The 16,514-nt window shown below is 68.9% G+C and carries 18 protein-coding genes and 1 pseudogene; 9 read left to right on the plus strand and 10 right to left on the minus strand.

Annotation, left to right across the window (positions count from 1 at the left end; all coding sequences use genetic code 11):
* Positions 1 to 71: 71 nt before the first annotated feature.
* On the minus strand, positions 72 to 677 hold the full coding sequence (locus LYSCAS_RS08255) for a DUF4126 domain-containing protein (protein WP_213433402.1): 606 nt from the start codon (positions 675 to 677) through the stop codon (positions 72 to 74).
* Positions 678 to 775: 98 nt separating this feature from the next.
* On the opposite strand from LYSCAS_RS08255, the gene LYSCAS_RS08260 reads away from it, so the two are divergent.
* From LYSCAS_RS08260 to LYSCAS_RS08280, 5 genes are all read left to right on the plus strand, one after another.
* Positions 776 to 1,501 carry a DUF6776 family protein gene (locus LYSCAS_RS08260; protein ID WP_213433404.1) on the plus strand — a complete coding sequence of 242 codons (726 nt, stop codon included), beginning with the start codon at positions 776 to 778 and terminating at the stop codon, positions 1,499 to 1,501.
* Positions 1,501 to 1,929, plus strand: coding sequence for a bactofilin family protein (locus tag LYSCAS_RS08265; RefSeq protein WP_213433405.1), 429 nt, complete (start codon positions 1,501 to 1,503; stop codon positions 1,927 to 1,929). Before LYSCAS_RS08260 ends, LYSCAS_RS08265 begins: the two co-directional genes overlap by 1 nt.
* Before the next feature lie 32 nt (positions 1,930 to 1,961).
* A complete protein-coding gene (erpA, locus tag LYSCAS_RS08270) occupies positions 1,962 to 2,324 on the plus strand; it encodes an iron-sulfur cluster insertion protein ErpA (protein WP_213433407.1) in 363 nt (120 codons plus the stop codon).
* A gap of 57 nt (positions 2,325 to 2,381) precedes the next feature.
* On the plus strand, positions 2,382 to 3,290 hold the full coding sequence (nudC, locus tag LYSCAS_RS08275; protein ID WP_213433409.1) for an NAD(+) diphosphatase: 909 nt from the start codon (positions 2,382 to 2,384) through the stop codon (positions 3,288 to 3,290).
* Positions 3,291 to 3,352: 62 nt separating this feature from the next.
* Positions 3,353 to 4,267: a cobalamin biosynthesis protein gene (locus tag LYSCAS_RS08280; RefSeq protein WP_213433411.1), complete on the plus strand. Its 915-nt coding sequence runs from the start codon at positions 3,353 to 3,355 to the stop codon at positions 4,265 to 4,267.
* Positions 4,268 to 4,289: 22 nt separating this feature from the next.
* Here LYSCAS_RS08280 and LYSCAS_RS08285 read toward each other — a convergent pair whose 3' ends face one another.
* A complete protein-coding gene (locus LYSCAS_RS08285; protein ID WP_213433413.1) occupies positions 4,290 to 4,679 on the minus strand; it encodes a hypothetical protein in 390 nt (129 codons plus the stop codon).
* Positions 4,680 to 4,768: 89 nt separating this feature from the next.
* Here LYSCAS_RS08285 and LYSCAS_RS08290 point away from each other — a divergent pair, with 89 nt between their 5' ends.
* Together LYSCAS_RS08290 and LYSCAS_RS08295 are read left to right on the plus strand one after the other, a co-directional pair.
* On the plus strand, positions 4,769 to 6,220 hold the full coding sequence (locus tag LYSCAS_RS08290) for a hypothetical protein (protein ID WP_213433415.1): 1,452 nt from the start codon (positions 4,769 to 4,771) through the stop codon (positions 6,218 to 6,220).
* Between the two features lie 28 nt (positions 6,221 to 6,248).
* Entirely contained in the window at positions 6,249 to 8,087 is a 1,839-nt protein-coding gene (locus LYSCAS_RS08295; RefSeq protein WP_213433417.1) for an MFS transporter, read from the plus strand.
* A 9-nt stretch (positions 8,088 to 8,096) separates the two neighbouring features.
* On the opposite strand, the gene LYSCAS_RS08300 is transcribed toward LYSCAS_RS08295, so the two are convergent.
* The gene (locus tag LYSCAS_RS08300) at positions 8,097 to 8,300 is read right to left on the minus strand and encodes a hypothetical protein (RefSeq protein WP_213433419.1); all 204 of its coding nucleotides are present in this window, start codon (positions 8,298 to 8,300) and stop codon (positions 8,097 to 8,099) included.
* Positions 8,301 to 8,538: 238 nt separating this feature from the next.
* Between LYSCAS_RS08300 and LYSCAS_RS08305 the strand changes: the two genes are divergently transcribed.
* Both LYSCAS_RS08305 and LYSCAS_RS08310 read left to right on the plus strand, forming a co-directional pair.
* Positions 8,539 to 8,871, plus strand: coding sequence for a type II toxin-antitoxin system RelE/ParE family toxin (locus LYSCAS_RS08305; protein ID WP_244858481.1), 333 nt, complete (start codon positions 8,539 to 8,541; stop codon positions 8,869 to 8,871).
* 14 nt (positions 8,872 to 8,885) lie between these two features.
* The gene (locus tag LYSCAS_RS08310) at positions 8,886 to 9,200 is read left to right on the plus strand and encodes a helix-turn-helix domain-containing protein (RefSeq protein WP_213433421.1); all 315 of its coding nucleotides are present in this window, start codon (positions 8,886 to 8,888) and stop codon (positions 9,198 to 9,200) included.
* 6 nt (positions 9,201 to 9,206) lie between these two features.
* On the opposite strand, the gene purD is transcribed toward LYSCAS_RS08310, so the two are convergent.
* From purD to LYSCAS_RS08340, 7 genes and pseudogenes are all read right to left on the minus strand, one after another.
* Complete coding sequence (gene purD / locus LYSCAS_RS08315; protein WP_213433423.1) at positions 9,207 to 10,511, minus strand: phosphoribosylamine--glycine ligase; 1,305 nt, start codon at positions 10,509 to 10,511, stop codon at positions 9,207 to 9,209.
* A 28-nt stretch (positions 10,512 to 10,539) separates the two neighbouring features.
* A complete protein-coding gene (gene purH / locus LYSCAS_RS08320; RefSeq protein WP_213433424.1) occupies positions 10,540 to 12,111 on the minus strand; it encodes a bifunctional phosphoribosylaminoimidazolecarboxamide formyltransferase/IMP cyclohydrolase in 1,572 nt (523 codons plus the stop codon).
* Between the two features lie 82 nt (positions 12,112 to 12,193).
* Complete coding sequence (fis, locus tag LYSCAS_RS08325; protein ID WP_213437722.1) at positions 12,194 to 12,466, minus strand: DNA-binding transcriptional regulator Fis; 273 nt, start codon at positions 12,464 to 12,466, stop codon at positions 12,194 to 12,196.
* A 97-nt stretch (positions 12,467 to 12,563) separates the two neighbouring features.
* On the minus strand, positions 12,564 to 13,103 hold the full coding sequence (locus LYSCAS_RS16145) for a DUF3426 domain-containing protein (protein ID WP_407075180.1): 540 nt from the start codon (positions 13,101 to 13,103) through the stop codon (positions 12,564 to 12,566).
* Positions 13,104 to 13,276: 173 nt separating this feature from the next.
* A pseudogene (locus tag LYSCAS_RS16150) lies at positions 13,277 to 13,381 on the minus strand (hypothetical protein); the annotation flags it as partial.
* Positions 13,382 to 14,236: 855 nt separating this feature from the next.
* On the minus strand, positions 14,237 to 15,157 hold the full coding sequence (gene prmA, locus LYSCAS_RS08335; RefSeq protein WP_213433427.1) for a 50S ribosomal protein L11 methyltransferase: 921 nt from the start codon (positions 15,155 to 15,157) through the stop codon (positions 14,237 to 14,239).
* Between the two features lie 42 nt (positions 15,158 to 15,199).
* On the minus strand, positions 15,200 to 16,501 hold the full coding sequence (locus LYSCAS_RS08340; protein ID WP_213433429.1) for a hypothetical protein: 1,302 nt from the start codon (positions 16,499 to 16,501) through the stop codon (positions 15,200 to 15,202).
* Between the last annotated feature and the right edge of the window lie 13 nt (positions 16,502 to 16,514).

Consider the following 16,514-nt stretch of genomic DNA (forward strand, 5'->3'; position numbering starts at 1 on the left):
TCTCCCCATCAACGTTTCGCACGTAATACGGCCGCTTGGGCGGCCAGATGCGGATTAACGTGACGCGGGCCTCAATGGCGAAGTTCGGTCGCCGGCGCCGGCGGGCGCGGCGCGAACAGCGCGCGTCGCACGCGCCGCCACACCCACCACACCGCCATCGCCAGCAGGGCGCTCACGGCCACGACGATTGCGAGCGCGAGGAAAGGATGCGCGAACGCGAGCGCAAGTCCGCCCACGACCGCGACGTCTTCGGTCACCGAGGCGGTCCAGTTGCTGACCGGTTCGGGCGAGGTGTTCAGCAGGGCGCGGGTGCCGGCCTTCAGCAGGTGGCTGGACAACGCCACGCCGGCGCCGGTAGCCAGCATGCCGGCGCCCAGGTCGCCGTTGGGGGACAGCGTCGCCGCGGCGAGGAACGCCCCGACGGGGACGCGCAGCAGCGTGTGCAGGAAATCCCAGCCCGAGTCCACGCCCGGGATCTTGTCCGCGAAGAATTCGACGGTCGCGAGCAGCCCGGACACGCCGAGCACCCACGGCGAGGTGGCCACGTCCAGCGCCGGGGGCAGGTCCAGCCAGCCCATCACGCCGGCCAGGCCGAGGCCGAAGACCGTCAGGTACACCCGGATCCCCGCCATCCACGCCAGCAGGATTCCGATAGCGAAAAGGTGGGCCTGCGACATGGGGCAATTCCTCCGTTCCGCGCGCTGTGATGGCTTTACACTCGCCGCCCGACTATACGCGCCGCCCCGCGACCGTCCCGTGGAGTTCGCCGCCGACCATGGCCACGCCCCCGCCCAGATTCGAGATCGTCCCCCGCGCCGCCAGCCGTGTTCCCGGTTGGGCGATGGCCGTGGGTGGCCTCGTGCTGGGGCTGGCGCTCGGCGCCGGGCTGGCCTGGTGGCTGCACGCCCCGGCGGCGGGTTCGCCCGAAGCGAAGATGGCCGACGCCGAGCGTCGCCTCGCCGCCCAGCAGCAGGTCATCGGCGAACTCCAGCAGCGGGTCGCCACGCTGGGCCGGTCCGACCAGATCAGCCGCGATGCCAACCGCGACGTCCAGGACACGCTGGCCGAGAAGGACGAACAGATCGCCAGCCTGCGCGCCGACGTGGCCTTCTACGAACGCTTCGTGGGCGGGGGCGGCGAACGCCGCGGCCTGTCGGTGCATTCGGCCGAATTCGCGAAGGAAGCCGGCGGCAGCTGGCGCTACCAGGTCGTCCTCACCCAGAGCCTCAACCGCGGCGCGGTGAGCCAGGGCGACATGCGCTTCGACGTGGAAGGCATGCGGGACGGGAAGCTTGCGACGGTGAAGTGGGACGCGTTGCAAACAAAGCCGGGCGCGCCGGCGCAACACTACGACTTCCGTTATTTCCAGCGTTTGGGCGGCAGCATCGTGCTCCCGCCCGGCTTCACCCCGCAGCGCGTCAAGGTCGCGCTGCGCGGCAATGGCGCCAACGTCGACCAGGCGTTCGCGTGGACATTGATGTCGACCCCCGGGGAATCCTGATGTTCAAGCAACAGAGCAAGCCTTCTTCGCGCGACGGCCAGGCCGTCGACACCCTCATCGGCGCGCAGGTCACCTTCCGCGGCGATATCGAATTCAGCGGCGGCCTGTACGTCGAGGGCCGCATCATCGGCAGCGTCACGGCCACGCCGGGTGGGCGCGCCGTGCTGATGCTGGCCGAATCGGGCGTCATCGAAGGCGAAGTCCACGCCCCGGTCGTGATGATCGACGGGCGCCTGGAAGGCGACGTCCACGCCACCGATCGCGTCGAACTGGCCGCCAAGGCCCGCGTGCAGGGCAATGTCCATTACCGCGTGGTGGAAATGCACGCCGGTGCCCAGGTGACGGGTCGCCTCGTTCACATGGAATCCCCGGCCGGCGACAACGTCCTCGACGCAATGCCTGCCCTCGCCGCAGCAAACGCCGCTTGATCGGGGCGGGCCCCGCCCGCATCTTGTCGCGCATGACCACGCTCCTCCCGACCTACCAGACCCTCGATACCCCCGTGCAGTTCTCGCCCTCGGCCGCGGCCAAGGTGCGTGAACTGATCGCGGGGGAGGGCAATGCCGACCTCAAGCTGCGCGTCTACATCCAGGGCGGCGGGTGCTCGGGCTTCCAGTACGGCTTCGAATTCGACGAGACGCGGGGCGAAGACGACGTGGCCGTGGAAACCGACGGCGTCACGTTGCTCGTCGATCCGCTGAGCCTCCAGTACCTGATGGGCGCCGAGGTCGACTACAGCGAATCCCTGCAGGGCGCGCAGTTCGTCATCCGCAACCCCAACGCGAAGACCACCTGCGGGTGCGGCAGCAGCTTCACCGTCTGACCGAAGTTTCATCGACTGACCGATAATCGCCGCCGGCTTCCCCGTCGACGGCGGTCCATGTCTCCGAATTCGCCCTTCGCCTTCGTCGACGACGCGCTCGATCGCGCCGACGCCCTCCGCGACGATCCCGACGCGCTCGCGCAACGGTGGCCCGGCGCACGCGTGTTGCTGCTCGATGACGACGCACGCGCCGTCGCCGACGATCGCGGCGCGCTGCTCGCGCCCGAAGGCGCCACGCTCGGTGGCGGCCCCGGCACCGCAACCTTCCTTGGATTGCGCAACGACGGCACCGCGTGGTTTTCGCAACGCCTCGCCACGACCGCGTTCGACGCCCCCGGACGCCTCGACCTGCGCAGCGCCGCGGCGCAATGGCCCGCCTTCGACAGCACCGTGTTCGCGCAGGCACGCGCGATGCAGCACTGGCACGACCGCCACAAGTTCTGCGGCGCATGCGGTGGCGAGATCGCGTTCGTGCGCGCCGGCTGGCTTGGCCGCTGCGCGCGCTGCGGCAGCGAACATTACCCGCGCACCGACCAGGCCATCATCGTCGCGGTGAGCGACGGGCAACGGTTGTTGCTCGGTCGCCAGCGCGCCTGGCCCGCGCGACGGTGGTCGGTGATCGCCGGCTTCGTCGAACCGGGCGAATCGCTCGAGCAGACGGTCGCGCGCGAAGTGATGGAAGAAACCGGCGTGCGCGTGCGCGCGAGCCGTTACGTGGCCTCGCAACCGTGGGCCTTTCCCGGATCGCTGATGCTGGGCTTCCTCGCCGATGGCGAGCCCGACGTCCCGCAGGCGGGCGACGAACTCGAGGACGTGCGCTGGTTCGACGCCGCGACCATCCGGGCCGGCCTTGCGCGCGACTGGATGGTGCCGCCCGGTGAAGACGAAGAAGGCATCGGCCTGTCCCCACCCATTTCCATTGCGCGCTGGTTGATCGAGACCTGGTTGGCCACCGTCACATCCTGATTGCCGGGCGGATGATTCCGTAGAATGCAGGCGACGCCCGGGAAGGCGCCGCGGAGTGCCCGATGTCCGTCACCTTGATTGCCGTAGTCATCGCCCTCGTCGTGGGCCACACGATGCCCGCGCTCGTCGCGTTGCGGCGCTACGACTGGTTCATCCGCTGGCTCGAATGGCTGGGCGCGCAGCTCGGCGAGAACACCGGCTGGCGCGGTGGCCTTGGCCTGGTGTTCGCGATCGCGCCGCCGCTGGTGCTGGTCGCGCTCCTGCAGGCGGCGCTGCACCACGAACCGCTGGGCTTGCTGTCGTTCCTGTTCTCGCTGGCGATCCTGTTCTACGCGTGGGGTCCGCGCGATCTCGACCATGACGTCGAAGCCGTCGTCGAAGCCGCCGATCCCGACGCGCGCCGCGCCGCCGCCGGCCGCCTGTTCCCGGAACGCGACGCGCCGTCGATGGATGGCGGCTCCCTCGTCGAGGCCGTGTTCCGCTGCGCGCTATGGCGCTGGTTCGGCGTGTTGTTCTGGTTCCTGCTGCTCGGCCCGTTCGGCGCGTTGCTGTATCGCCTCGTCTCGCTGTGCGCGCAGGGCGAAGCCCGCAAGCGCATGCCCGAAGGGGCATCGCAGACCGCGCGCGCGACGCTTGCGATCCTCGACTGGCCCGTGGCGCAACTGATGACGCTCTCGCTCGCGCTGGTCGGCAACTTCGACAGCGTGTTTTCCGCGTGGAAGGAATCCGGCGGCGCAGGCTGGACGGGCGACACGCGGTTCCTCGCCGCCGCCGCGCGCGCGAGCGTGCGCAGCGAACTGGCGGACGAAGCCCTCGACGACGTGGATGCCGAATACACCGCCGATGGCGGCAGCACCGTCGCGCGCGTGATCCCCGGCCTGCCGGAACTGCGCGATGCGATGAGCCTGGTGTGGCGCATCCTGCTGTTGTGGCTGGCGGTGCTGGCGTTGTTCGTGATCGCGGGTTGGGTGGCGTGAGTCTGCGCACCCGCGGCTTGCGTCAGCGCTTCTTCTCGTAATCCGAGAGCAACTCGATCAATTCGCGCACCAGCTTGCGCTTGCGCACATGCAACGCGAAGAACGCATCCATCGCGTGCTGGTCCTGCGCGGCGATGCGAAAGACGCCTTGCGGTTCTCGCACGCGCGTTGATTTGTCTGCGCCGTACTGCAGAACGTTGGGATCAATGCGCAGCAAACTCGCCAAAGCCAACAGATTCCGGTGCCTCGGCATGCTTTTTCCATGCAACCAGCTGGAGATGGCCTGCGGTGTCGGCGAGTCCCCACCGAAGCGCGGAAGCAGCCTGGCAAGCTCCGAAGGGCTCTCTGCATAGCCTGCTTGCTTGAGGCATGCACGCAGTCGCTCACCGAACAACGTCTGTTCACTTTTCATGGCCGGAAGGTAGGCGGGGGCCTGCGAACGCCATGCAAATATTCTTTTATGCTCGTCGCCTGAACCACTTTCAGCGGAGGCGGGACGACATGCCAGCCGAGTTCCTCGAACAGCTCCCCAAGCTCATCCAACCCGGCCGCCGCGTTGCGCAGCGGTTGTTCGATGCCCGCAAGGGCAGGAATCGCGAACGCGCCGTGCTGAAAGAGTTGATCCGGCCCGTTGAATCTTCCGTTTCAACGCCCGAGGGCGAATGTTCTCGAATGTTGTGCGGAGATCCCGCCAGCGCCCTCGCGGCGCTCCTCGCGGAACAGGCGAGCGACGCGCCGGTGGACATCGTTGCCGCGGTGATCGACGTCCCGCCCGTCGACGTCGGCGACACCGGCCAGGACGATGCCGCCCGGCGCCTGTCCGCGAGCATCCCCGTGTTCGAACTCATCCGCAAACTGATGGGCGACACGCAACCGTTGTTCGCGCGCTTCATCGATGGCGAATCCCCGACGATGCGCCTCGTGTTCGAAGCGTTCTGGAGCGCGATCCCGCTGGCGGCCGACGCGGTCGCACCGAAACTCTCCGCCACGTCCCCGCGCAGCGCGGTCGTCTTCTGTTCCGACGACGCCGATTGGCTCGCCAATGCCGTGGGCGCGTGCGAAGGCCGCTGGATTGCATGCATCGCGTCCGCTGCGCAGGCCGCGCGTTTCCGCCGCCTGTTGATCGCGCGCAACGCGCCCGCGTTCTCGCACGAAGCGGTGGGCGCCGCGCCGATCGAATGGGCGCGCCGCCACGTCGGCGCGGGGCATCTCGTCGCCATGCATGCCGCACTGTGGGCGTTCGGTGCCACGCCGGACGTCGCCGCGCCCGAAGACAGATCGACGCGCGGACGCGCGCGCGCCCCCGATCACGCCATCGGTTTCATGGACCACGCGCGTGGCCGCACGCTGGTGTGGGTCGACAGCCCGGATCGCTGCACCACCGAAGCGAGCCTGTGCCGCGTGTTGTCCCGGCACGCCCGCACGGAAGGCTGCGACCGCATCGTGCTGCTGGCGTGGCACGTCGCCCCGACGCTGCCGCAAGCGATCGCATCGCGCCATGCACCGGCGATCTCCCTGCACACCATCCGCGTACTCCCGCGCGTGAACGGCGGACTGGTGCGCATCGACCCCGCGGGATTCAAGCACGTGGCGGCCATGCCGGAGGCCACCGTGACCCGGCATCCCGCCGGTGCGAAGGACCACGAGTGGCTCGACGTCGAATGGGCGCGCGGCGACGAGGCGCCGCTGGATTGGTCGATCGATCCCGACTTCACCGACGACATCTTCCGCGGTGCCTGGCACGCCGCACGCGAGGGCGCGGCCCTCCCGGTGCGCAGCGTGCGCCTGCGCGTGCCCTGGCGGAACGGCGCGCGCCGCGTGTGCCTGCGAATCACGGACGCTTCGGGTCGCATCGCGGACATCGTGCACGTCGTGCGCCACGCCCCGGACGTCCACGTGCATGCCCCTCGGGCCCGCCGCCCGGAGCCGCCGCGACACGAAGCGCTCTGCTAGTCTGCCGCCGCATCCGAAGGGGAGCGGCATGGCGCACAACCAGTTCGAACTGTTGCGGCAACGGCGCTTCCTGCCGTTCTTCCTCACGCAATCGCTCGGCGCGTTCAACGACAACGTGTACCGCCAGGCCATCATCGGCCTGCTCGGGTGGCTGGCCGTCGCCGATGCGCAGCGCACGCTCTACACCAACCTCGCGCCCGCGATCTTCATCCTGCCGTACTTCCTGTTCTCCGCGCCCGCCGGGCAGATCGCGGAGAAGCTGGAGAAGTCGAAGCTGATCCGCATCACCACGATGATGGAGATCGTGATCATGTCGATCGCCGCCATCGGCTTCATGTTGCAGGACATGGTCGTGTTGCTGGTCGCGCTGTTCTGCACCGGCGTGCAGTCCACGCTGTTCGGGCCCGTGAAGTATTCGATCCTGCCCTCGGTGCTCAAGCCGGAGGAACTCACGGGCGGCAACGGCCTGGTCGAAATGGGCACGTCGGTGTTCATCCTCGCCGGCATGTTGCTGGGCGGGTTGCTGTTCAAGCTGGGGGGCGCGCACGGGCCGCTCATCGCGGGCGGCACGATCATCGCACTCGCGATCCTCGGCAACCTGGTGAGCCGCGCGATCCCGCCGGTGCCCGCCGCGGCGCCGGACCTGAAGATCCGCTGGAACCCCATCCCCGAGTCGATCCACATCCTGCGCATGCTGCGCAAGCAACCCGCGGTGCGGAATTCGGTGCTGGGCGTGTCGTGGTTCTGGTTCGTCGGCACGGTGCTGACCGCGCAATTCCCCACCTATGCGCAGGTGCAGCTGGGCGGCGATGAAACCGCGTACCTGCAGTTGCTTGCGGTGTTCTCGGTGGCGACGGGCGTGGGCTCGCTGCTGTGCGAAAAACTGTCTGCGCGCACGGTGGAAATCGGCCTCGTGCCGCTGGGTGCGTTCGGGATGAGCGTGTTCCTGTTCGTGCTGTCCTTCGCGCCGGTCGGCTCGCGCACGCACGTGCTGGTGGCGCTGTCGGGCATCGGCGTGTTCGCGGGCTTCTTCGTGGTGCCGCTGTTCGCGCTGATCCAGAGCCGCACGCCGAAGGCCGAACTGTCGCGCGTGATCGCCGGCATGAACATCCAGAACGCGGCCTTCATCGTGGGCGCCGCGATCGCGGGCATCGCCACGCAGCGCTGGCTCGGCTGGACGATCCCGCAGGTGTTCCTCGCGCTGGCGATCGTCCACACGCTGGTCGCGCTGTGGATCTTCACGATCGTCCCCGAATTCCTGATGCGCTTCCTGAGCTGGGTGTTCGTGCGCACGCTGTACCGGTTGCGCGTGCAAGGCGTGGAGGAATTCGTGCCGGACGAAGGCCCCGCGCTGATCGTGTGCAACCACGTCAGCTACATGGACGCGCTGATCCTGGCCGCCAGCATCCCGCGCCCGGTGCGCTTCGTCATGTACTACAAGATCTTCGACATCCCGGTGATGCGCTGGATCTTCCGCACCGCGAAGGCGATCCCGATCGCGGGCGCGCGCGAGAATCCGGAGCTGATGCAACGCGCGTTCGACGAGATCGATGCAGCCCTGGCCGAAGGCGAGCTCGTCGGCATCTTCCCCGAAGGCGCGCTGACGAAGGACGGCGACATCGCCCCGTTCAAGTCGGGCATCGAGCGCGTGCTGGTGCGCCGCAGCGTGCCGGTGGTGCCGATGGCGCTGCGTGGCATGTGGTCGAGCATGTGGAGCCGTCGCGACGGCAAGCTCAAGCGCATGCGCGTGCCGCGGCGCTTCCGCGCGCACGTCGAAGTGGTGGCGGCCGCGCCGGTGGACGGACACGTGGTGACGGCGGAACTGATGGAAGCGAAGGTGCGGGAATTGCGCGGCGACGCCGCGTAAGCAATCGCGCTAGCGTCGGAAGAAGAACGCGCACGCGATCCTGGCCGCGTAGAACAGCACGCCGCCGACAAGAAACAGTTGCCACCAATGCTGCACGGCGAAGTTCCAGAAGCCGGTGCCGTGGAGGGACGGCACGAACACCGCGCCCAGGCAGGCGATCCCGGGGAGCAGGAAGACACTCGCCAGCGCGCCACACGCGTTTCGTCGATGCATGGCGCGTCCGGTGACAGGGCGAGGGCCCCATGGTGCCGCATGCGATGCGGCCCGCGAACCGGGACAAATTCGCAGCCGCGCGCGTGCCGGCTTCGCGCGGCGCCCGCCGTCGTTTCGCGCGCGCCGCGCTTCCCGACCGACGTCGCATCCACCCCCGTGCGCCATCCGGAAGCTGCCGACGGCGGCCGCGCCCCCGTGCGCCGTCCTACCCAACCACTTGCATAAAAAATACAACCACATGCATACTCCCGCCACCCTGAAGCGCTTGTTCTGGATGGGTTCCGCGCTCGAGGACCTCCGTGCATTTACGCCCCTGGCGCGGGCGGAAGCCGGGATCGACCTCGGGCTGGTGCAGCACGGCGTCGAGCCGCGCGACTGGAAGCCGATGCCGGTCGTGGGGCGCGGTGTCCGCGAGATCCGCGTCCGCACCGCCGGCGGCACGTGGCGCGTGTTCTACGTCGTCGAAAACGAGACCGCGGTCTACGTGCTGCACGCCTTCCGGAAGACAACGCAGAAGACCTCGCAGGCCGACATCACCCGCGGTCGCGCCCGTTACCGTTCGATCCAATGACGCAGGAGACTCCCATGCGCAAACCCGCCACCGACCACGCGATCGATGACGCCACCATCCGCCCCTCCAGCGGCAACGTCTTCATCGACCTCGGCTTCGTCGAAGCCGAAGCGCAGGTGCTCGCCCTGCGCGTCGAGCTCATGGCCGCGCTCGAAAAACACATCAAGGCCAACCGCATGACGCAGGTCGCGGCGTCGAAGATCCTCGGCGTCAGCCAGGGGCGCGTGTCGGACCTGTCGCGCGGGAAGGTCGAGAAGTTCAGCCTCGACACGCTGGTGCTGTTCGCCGCGAAGCTGGGCAAGCCCGCGCGGCTGGAGTTCGCCTGGTAGGCGCCGTCAGCGCGCCGGGCCGGCGTGTTCGCGCTCGCGCTCGATCGCGCGCCAGCCGATGTCGTGGCGGTGGAACTCCCCGCGCCACGAAATCCCCGCGATCTCTGCGTACGCGCGCTTCTGCGCCGCCTCCACCGTCTCGCCCAGCGCGCACACGCACAACACGCGGCCGCCGCTGGTGACCACGTGGTCGCCCTCCACGCGCGTGCCGGCATGGAACACCTTCGTGCCGCGCACATCGGGCACATCCCACCCGCCGATGATGTCGCCCAGCGTCGGCGTGCCCGGGTAGTGCTCCGCCGCCATCACCACGCCGAGGGACGGGCGCTGGTCCCACTCCACGTGCGCGCGGTCCAGCGTGCCGTCGATCGCGGCTTCCACCAGGACCACCAGGTCGGAACGCAACCGCATCATCACCGGCTGCGTTTCCGGATCGCCGAAGCGCACGTTGAATTCGATCACCTTCGGCGCGCCCGCCTTGTCGATCATCAGCCCCGCGTAGAGGAAGCCGGTGAACGGCACGCCGTCGGCGATCATGCCGCGCACGGTGGGCTCGACCACCTCGCGCATCACGCGCGCATGCACTTCTGGCGTCACGACGGGCGCGGGCGAATACGCACCCATGCCGCCGGTGTTGGGCCCGGTGTCGCCGTCGTGCGCGCGCTTGTGGTCCTGCGACGTCGCCATCGGCAGCGCATGCGTGCCGTCGACCATCGAGATGAAGCTCGCCTCTTCGCCGTCGAGGAACTCCTCGATCACCACGCGCGCGCCCGCCGCGCCGAACGCGTTGCCGGCGAGCATGTCGGTGATCGCGGCTTCGGCCTCGGGCAGCGTCATCGCCACGATCACGCCCTTGCCCGCGGCGAGGCCATCGGCCTTGACGACGATCGGTGCGCCCTGCGCGCGCACGTACGCGAGCGCTTCGTCCACGTCCGTGTGCACGGCGTAGTGCGCCGTCGGGATCCCGTGGCGCGCGAGGAATTCCTTCGCGAACGCCTTGCTGCCTTCCAGTTGCGCCGCCGCGGCCGTGGGGCCGAACACGCGCAACCCCGCGGCGCGAAAACGATCCACGACGCCCGCGACCAGCGGCTGCTCCGGCCCCACCACCGTCAACGCGATGCCTTCGCGCTCCACCAGCGCGAGCAGGCCGTCGATGTCCGTCGCGCTCACGCCCGCGTTGCGGCACTTGGTTTCGCTGGCCGTGCCCGCGTTGCCCGGGGCGACGATGACGGCCTCGACGCGCTTGGACTGCGCGAGCTTCCAGGCCAGCGCATGTTCGCGACCGCCGGAACCGAGGACCAGGACCTTCATGCGCGACTCCTTGCGAATGGAACGAACGTCAGTGGCGGAAATGGCGGATGCCGGTGAACACCATCGCGATGCCGTGTTCGTCGGCCGCCGCGATCGTCTCGTTGTCGCGCATCGAACCGCCCGGCTGGATCACCGCGCGGATCCCCGCGGCCGCCGCGGCATCGATGCCGTCGCGGAACGGGAAGAACGCATCGCTCGCCATCGCCGAGCCCGGCACCGCGATGCCCGCTTCCTCGGCCTTCAGCGCCGCGATCTTCGCCGACACCACGCGGCTCATCTGGCCCGCGCCGATGCCCACGGTGCGGCCGTCGCGCGCATAGACGATGGCGTTGGACTTCACGTACTTCGCCACGCGCCAGGCGAACAGCATGTCGGCGAGTTCGGCCGGCGTCGGCGCGCGCTGCGTGACCACCTTGAGTTCGTCGCGCGTCACTTCGCGGATGTCGCTCGTCTGCATCAGCAGGCCCGAGCCCACGCGCTTGACGTCGAAATTGTTGCGGCCTTCGCCGTGCGGGATGCGCAGCACGCGCACGTTGGCCTTCTTCTTCGCGTAATCGAGCGCACCGGACTCGTAGTCCGGCGCGATCAGCACTTCGACGAACTGCCGGTCCAGGATCGTCTTCGCCGTGGCCGCATCCAGCGTGCGGTTGAACGCGATGATGCCGCCGAAGGCCGACGTCGGATCCGTCGAATACGCCGCTTCGTAGGCCGCCGCGTTGTCCGCGGCCTCGGCTACGCCGCAGGGATTGGCGTGCTTGACGATCACGCACGCGGTGCCTTCGAACTGGCGCACGCATTCCCACGCCGCATCGGCGTCGGCGAGGTTGTTGAACGACAGTTCCTTGCCCTGCAGCTGCGTGAACGTGGCGAGCGTGCCGGGCACCGGGTACAGATCGCGGTAGAACGCGCCGTGCTGGTGCGGGTTCTCGCCGTAGCGCAGGTCCATCACCTTCACGAAGTTGCTGTTCTGCTGCGCGGGGAACAAGCCACGCGCGCCGTCGTCGCCGATGGACGACAGGTAATCGCTGATGCACGCGTCGTACTGCGCGACGCGATTGAACGCCGCCACCGACAACGCGAAGCGCGTGCGCGCCGACAGCGTGCCGGCGTTGCCCTGCAATTCGTCGAGCAGCGCGGCGTACTGCGCCGGATCGGTGGCCACCGCGACGCGCGCGAAATTCTTCGCCGCCGACCGCAGCATGGCCGGACCGCCGATGTCGATGTTCTCGACGATCTCGTCCATCGTGCTCGCAGGATCGGCGGACACCTTCTCGAACGGATACAGGTTGAGCACCAGCAGGTCGATCGCGCCGATGCCGTGCTGCGCCATCACTGCGTCATCCGTGCCGCTGCGGCCCAGCAGGCCGCCGTGCACCATCGGATGCAGCGTCTTGACGCGGCCGTCCATCATTTCGGGGAAACCCGTGAGGTCGCTGACGTCCTTCGCCGGCAAACCCGCGTCGCGCAAGGCTTTGGCGGTGCCGCCGGTGGACACCAGCTCGACGCCCAGCGCCGACAGCGCGCGCGCGAAATCCACGAGGCCGGTCTTGTCGGAAACGGACAGCAAGGCCCGGCGCACGGGCAGTCGGTCGGCGGTCATGCGGGCATCGCAGCGGGGGGAGGCCGCGAATTATAGCGGGGCGGACGGAACCGGCCGGTGGCGCGGTGCCGCCGGGCAGGGATCAACCGAGCCCGTAGTCCCGCAGCTTCTTGCGCAGCGTGGCGCGATGGATACCGAGCATCGTGGCGGCGCGGCTCTGGTTGCCGTCGCAATACTTCAGCACTTCGGCGAACAGCGGGATCTCGAGTTCGCGCAGCGCGATGTTGTACAGCTCCTGCGTTTCGCAACCGTCGAGGTCGCGCAGGTAGCGACGCACCGAATTCGCGACGTGGTCGCGCAACGGCGGACGCTGGCCGGTACGGGGGCTGTCTTGTCGATCGGCGGCGGCGTTCAGAACAGCATCCCCTGGCACGTGTGGCGCACCGCCCTGGCGGACGGGACGGCGAGTCTAGCGCGCCGATCCCCGCCGTGCACGGCTTGCAATGCGCCGCTCAGCGGAATTCGAAACCGAATGACACCACGCCGGGCGCGGGCTCGACCACCGACAGGGAAATGGCCGCGGTCTGGCCGGGGGCGAGGGTGTTTTGCGTAGGCGGCGCGCCCAGGTATTCGCGCGCGGTGAATGCCCGCGCGCCCACCACGCGCCCGTCCACGTCGGACAACGTCAGCACCAGGCGCGGCCATGCCTGCGCCCAGCGCGCATCGTTGCGGAAACTCGCAGCGATCTGCAGCGTGCCCGGCGCGATGGGATGCGGGCGCACGTCGCGCGCGAGCATCGTGAACGCAGCAGGATCGCGCCACGGCGGCAACGTGCAACGCAAAGCGCGACACGCAAGGTCGACGGTGGGACGCCAGCGCGCATCGCGCGCGAGCACGTCGCGTTGTGCCAGCAGCAGTTGCAATGCGAGCAGCAGCGCGAGCGCGGCGAGGATCGCGATGCGCGGCCAGCTGGCCGGAAGCGCGGTGTGCGCGGCGCGGGCTTCATCGCGCAGGAAACTGGGAGCCTGCGCAGCGGAACGGCGGCGCGGCACGGCGGTCGTGGGGGCTTTTGCGGGTTTCGGTGCAACGGGTGCGTCGACGCGGTGGGAAACGTCGGGGCGTTCGGGGGAGATGGGTGCAGGTTCGATTCCTGCGAATTGGATCGGAGCAGGTTCGATTGGCGCAGCCTTGATCGGCGCAGCTTCGTTCGGTGCAGATTCGATCGCTGCAGCTTCGATTGGCGCAGCTTCGATCCGCGCAACCTCGACTGGTGCAGTTTCGATCGCCTCGACCGGCGGTGCTTCGTCGATCTCCCGTTCGATCGTGGCAACGTCGGCGACGACGTCCTCGATCGGTGCGTCTTCCACGATGTCGACTTCCGCCGGCGCCAGGTCCATCGGCACGAGTTCGAGGTGCGGTGTTTCGAGCGGGGCGACTTCGCTCGGCGCCAGGGCGACGGGCGTTTCGACCGCCGGCGCCTCCACCGGCGGCGACGCGGGCGCCGGCGCTTCGCTCTCGACCGCTGCGGCGGCGACCTCCGCGTCGGCCTTCGCCTTCGCGCGTGCCCGCAATGACGGGATGGGTTTCACCGATGCCTTCGTGCGCGTGGGCGCCGGCGGCGTTTCCGCTGCGGGGGACGGCGGCGTGGCTTCGACGGGTTTGGGCACGGCCGGCTTCGACCGCAGTCCGCCCACCGCACCACGCATCCATTCGACCAATCCCGGCCTTTGCGGCTTGCGCACGGGCGGCGCCGGTGCGGGCGCTTCCGGTGCCGGGGTGTCCGTCGTCGACTTGCGCGTCGTGCGACGCGGCTTCGCGGGCTCGGCGTCGCTGCGCGGTTTCGCGCGCGGGCGACGATCGGGTTTCGCGGACATCGCCGCGATCATCGCGTCGGCGCTGAAGGATTCGCTGTCCGTCGCAGCCAGTGCCTCCTGCGCGGCTTCCTGCGGCGCCGCGATGTCCTGCGGCGTTGCCTCGACCGGCGCCGGATCAGGTGCGGGCGCCGGGCTTGCATCCGGTCCCGGGGGCGCGGCCGCTTCCTCCGCGACATCGCCCATCGCGCCGCCACATTTCGGGCACGCCGCGGGCGGCGCGCCGGTGCGCGGGTCCAGGGCGACCAGGAACTGGCAATGGGGACACAGGACGAACATGGCGGCTATTCAACCACGCCGCCGCGGTCCGGCAATCAGGCGCTGCGCACGCCGTCGATGCGAATCCAGTCACCTTCCTGCTGCACGGCCAGGGCGTCGAACCATGTGCCGTAGCGATCCAGCAGCGCGTCTTCCTGCCCCGCGAGGATGCCCGACAGCGCGATCCGGCCGCCGGGCGCGACGCGCGCGGCCAGCGTGTCGGCCAGCGCATCGAGCGCGGACGCGAGGATGTTGGCGACGACGATCGGGTATTGCGAGACGGGTTCGTCCGCCGGCAGGAACACGGACAGCCGCTCCCCTACGCCGTTGCGCTCCGCGTTGTCGTGCGTGGCCAGCAGCGCCTGCGGATCGTTGTCCACGCCCACCGCGCGCTGCGCACCGAGCTTCAGCGCGGCGAGCGCGAGGATCCCGGAGCCGCACCCGAAATCGAGCACCGCGCGCCCCTGCAGTTCACCGGCTTCGGCGAGCGCATCGAGCCATTGCAGGCACAACGACGTGGTCGGATGCGTGCCGGAACCGAAGGCCAGGCCGGGATCGAGCCGCACGATCGCGGCATCGTGCACGTCCGCGCCGTCGGGCAGGTCGCGATTCCAAGGCACGATCCACGTGCGCGCGCCGAACGAGAGCGGCACGTACTGGTCCATCCACGCGCGTTCCCAATCCTGGTCTTCGACGTTGCGGAAGTGCGCCTGCGTCCAGTCCAGGCCGGGGTCGAAGGATTCGAGCGCGGCCAGCAGCACCAGCGCGTCGGTTTCGTGCGCGAACAACGCCGACAACGCGATCTCGCCCCACAACGGCGTTTCGCCGACGCCGGGTTCGAGGATCGCGTGTTCGTTGGGCGTGTCCACGTCCGCATCGAGCAACGTGACGGCGAGCGCGCCGACGTCTTCGAGCGCATTTTCGTAGCGCGGCTGGTCCGCTTCGCGGCAGCGCAGCGTGAGTTCGAGGTAAGGCATGCGCCGGAGTTTAAACCGGCGCGCTTCGGATCACGTCACGCCTCAATGGCCGAGCAAGCCGCGCAGCAGGCGCTTGGTCTTGCTTTCTTCCGGCTTGGCAGGCTGGTCGGCCTGCTGATCGGCTTGCGCCGCATCCACCGACATCCCGAGCATCGCCGTGGTCGTGGACTTGTTGCGCACGCGGACGTTCCATTCCGGATTCCACGCCGCCTTCGGGTCGGCGGGCTTCGGCGGATACGTGATGTTGGATTCGGGGCCGAACGCGATCATCTGCATCACGCCGCCGCCGGCCTGGCCACCCGTGGCCGCGAAGATGCCCTTCGGCATCGCGCACTGGCTCACGCTCGGCGCCAGCAACACTTTTTCCTTGATCCACTTGTCGACGGTGGTGGGCGGCAGGTAATCGAAGATGCCCATGCCCGCGTCGGCCACTTCCGAACTGCTCCAGAACACCATCGCATCGCCCTGCATGCCCATCGCGTGCAGGAAGTAGCCGGTGGCGCGATCGACGGGACGCCAGTTCCAGGTCTGCCCGGTTTCCAGCGAACCGGTGCTGCTGAGTGCGATCTGCGGCATGAAGTCCTGCTTCTGCGTCAGGTCGAACTGCAGCGACTCGGGCACCTTCGCGCCCGCGATCTTGTGGTTGCCGACGAGCGACGCACCCTTCGGCACGAGCTTGTGCATCTTGTCGTTCGGCCACAGCGCGAACTTCGGATCGACGTTGACGGTGCGATCCGGCGCGTAGCGGCCCTGCATCGCGCTGCCCCATTGCGACGCGTTGCCGGTGACCTTGCCGTCCTTCATCTCGAACTTGATCTCGCGCGGCTGGCCCGGGCGGATCGCGGTGCCGCAGCCCCAGTAGATGAGGATGCGCGCCTTCGCATTGCCGTCGGCCATGCCGGGCTTGTACTTGCCGCTCGGTTCGCTCGGCACGATGGCTTTCGGCGGCACGAGCGGCAACACCTTGCCGAGCTGCAGGCCGGCGGGAATCTGGTCTTCGGCTTCGACGCCGGGATTGAGCTGGTTGAGCAGCGCGACATCCAGGTACTGCCCCGGCATGCCGCCGAAGCGCGTGTTGCCGTAATGGTTCTGCGCGGCGTCGCCGCCGAACATGCGCATCGCCATGCCGCCCATGCCGCTGCTCATGTCGGGCATGCCCGCCATCGAATGCGTCGACACATCCATCCACAGCTGCGTCTTCGGCGACTTCGCCTGCTGGCTGGCCACGGGCAGCGCGAGCGCGAGCAGGGCTGCGACGACGAGCACCGCGATCACCGCACGCTTGGCGTTGCGGAAGCGGGCCACGTTGCGGGTCTGGGCGCGGAAGAGCGGGCGGTGCGACATGACGACCTCGACG

This window comes from Noviluteimonas caseinilytica, assembly GCF_018406605.1.
GTDB classification, from domain to species: Bacteria; Pseudomonadota; Gammaproteobacteria; order Xanthomonadales; family Xanthomonadaceae; genus Noviluteimonas; species Noviluteimonas caseinilytica.

Coding starts and splice junctions, on each gene's coding strand:
- LYSCAS_RS08305 (WP_244858481.1), top strand. CDS start 8,539: ATGCATACTCCCGCCACCCTGAAGCGCTTGTTCTGGATGGGTTCCGCG.
- LYSCAS_RS08340 (WP_213433429.1), bottom strand. CDS start 16,501: ATGTCGCACCGCCCGCTCTTCCGCGCCCAGACCCGCAACGTGGCCCGC.
- LYSCAS_RS08300 (WP_213433419.1), bottom strand. CDS start 8,300: ATGCATCGACGAAACGCGTGTGGCGCGCTGGCGAGTGTCTTCCTGCTC.
- erpA (WP_213433407.1), top strand. CDS start 1,962: ATGACCACGCTCCTCCCGACCTACCAGACCCTCGATACCCCCGTGCAG.
- LYSCAS_RS08280 (WP_213433411.1), top strand. CDS start 3,353: ATGTCCGTCACCTTGATTGCCGTAGTCATCGCCCTCGTCGTGGGCCAC.
- LYSCAS_RS08265 (WP_213433405.1), top strand. CDS start 1,501: ATGTTCAAGCAACAGAGCAAGCCTTCTTCGCGCGACGGCCAGGCCGTC.
- LYSCAS_RS08290 (WP_213433415.1), top strand. CDS start 4,769: ATGCCAGCCGAGTTCCTCGAACAGCTCCCCAAGCTCATCCAACCCGGC.
- prmA (WP_213433427.1), bottom strand. CDS start 15,157: ATGCCTTACCTCGAACTCACGCTGCGCTGCCGCGAAGCGGACCAGCCG.
- purD (WP_213433423.1), bottom strand. CDS start 10,511: ATGAAGGTCCTGGTCCTCGGTTCCGGCGGTCGCGAACATGCGCTGGCC.
- LYSCAS_RS08255 (WP_213433402.1), bottom strand. CDS start 677: ATGTCGCAGGCCCACCTTTTCGCTATCGGAATCCTGCTGGCGTGGATG.
- LYSCAS_RS08295 (WP_213433417.1), top strand. CDS start 6,249: ATGGCGCACAACCAGTTCGAACTGTTGCGGCAACGGCGCTTCCTGCCG.
- nudC (WP_213433409.1), top strand. CDS start 2,382: ATGTCTCCGAATTCGCCCTTCGCCTTCGTCGACGACGCGCTCGATCGC.
- LYSCAS_RS08260 (WP_213433404.1), top strand. CDS start 776: ATGGCCACGCCCCCGCCCAGATTCGAGATCGTCCCCCGCGCCGCCAGC.
- purH (WP_213433424.1), bottom strand. CDS start 12,111: ATGACCGCCGACCGACTGCCCGTGCGCCGGGCCTTGCTGTCCGTTTCC.
- LYSCAS_RS08310 (WP_213433421.1), top strand. CDS start 8,886: ATGCGCAAACCCGCCACCGACCACGCGATCGATGACGCCACCATCCGC.
- LYSCAS_RS08285 (WP_213433413.1), bottom strand. CDS start 4,679: ATGAAAAGTGAACAGACGTTGTTCGGTGAGCGACTGCGTGCATGCCTC.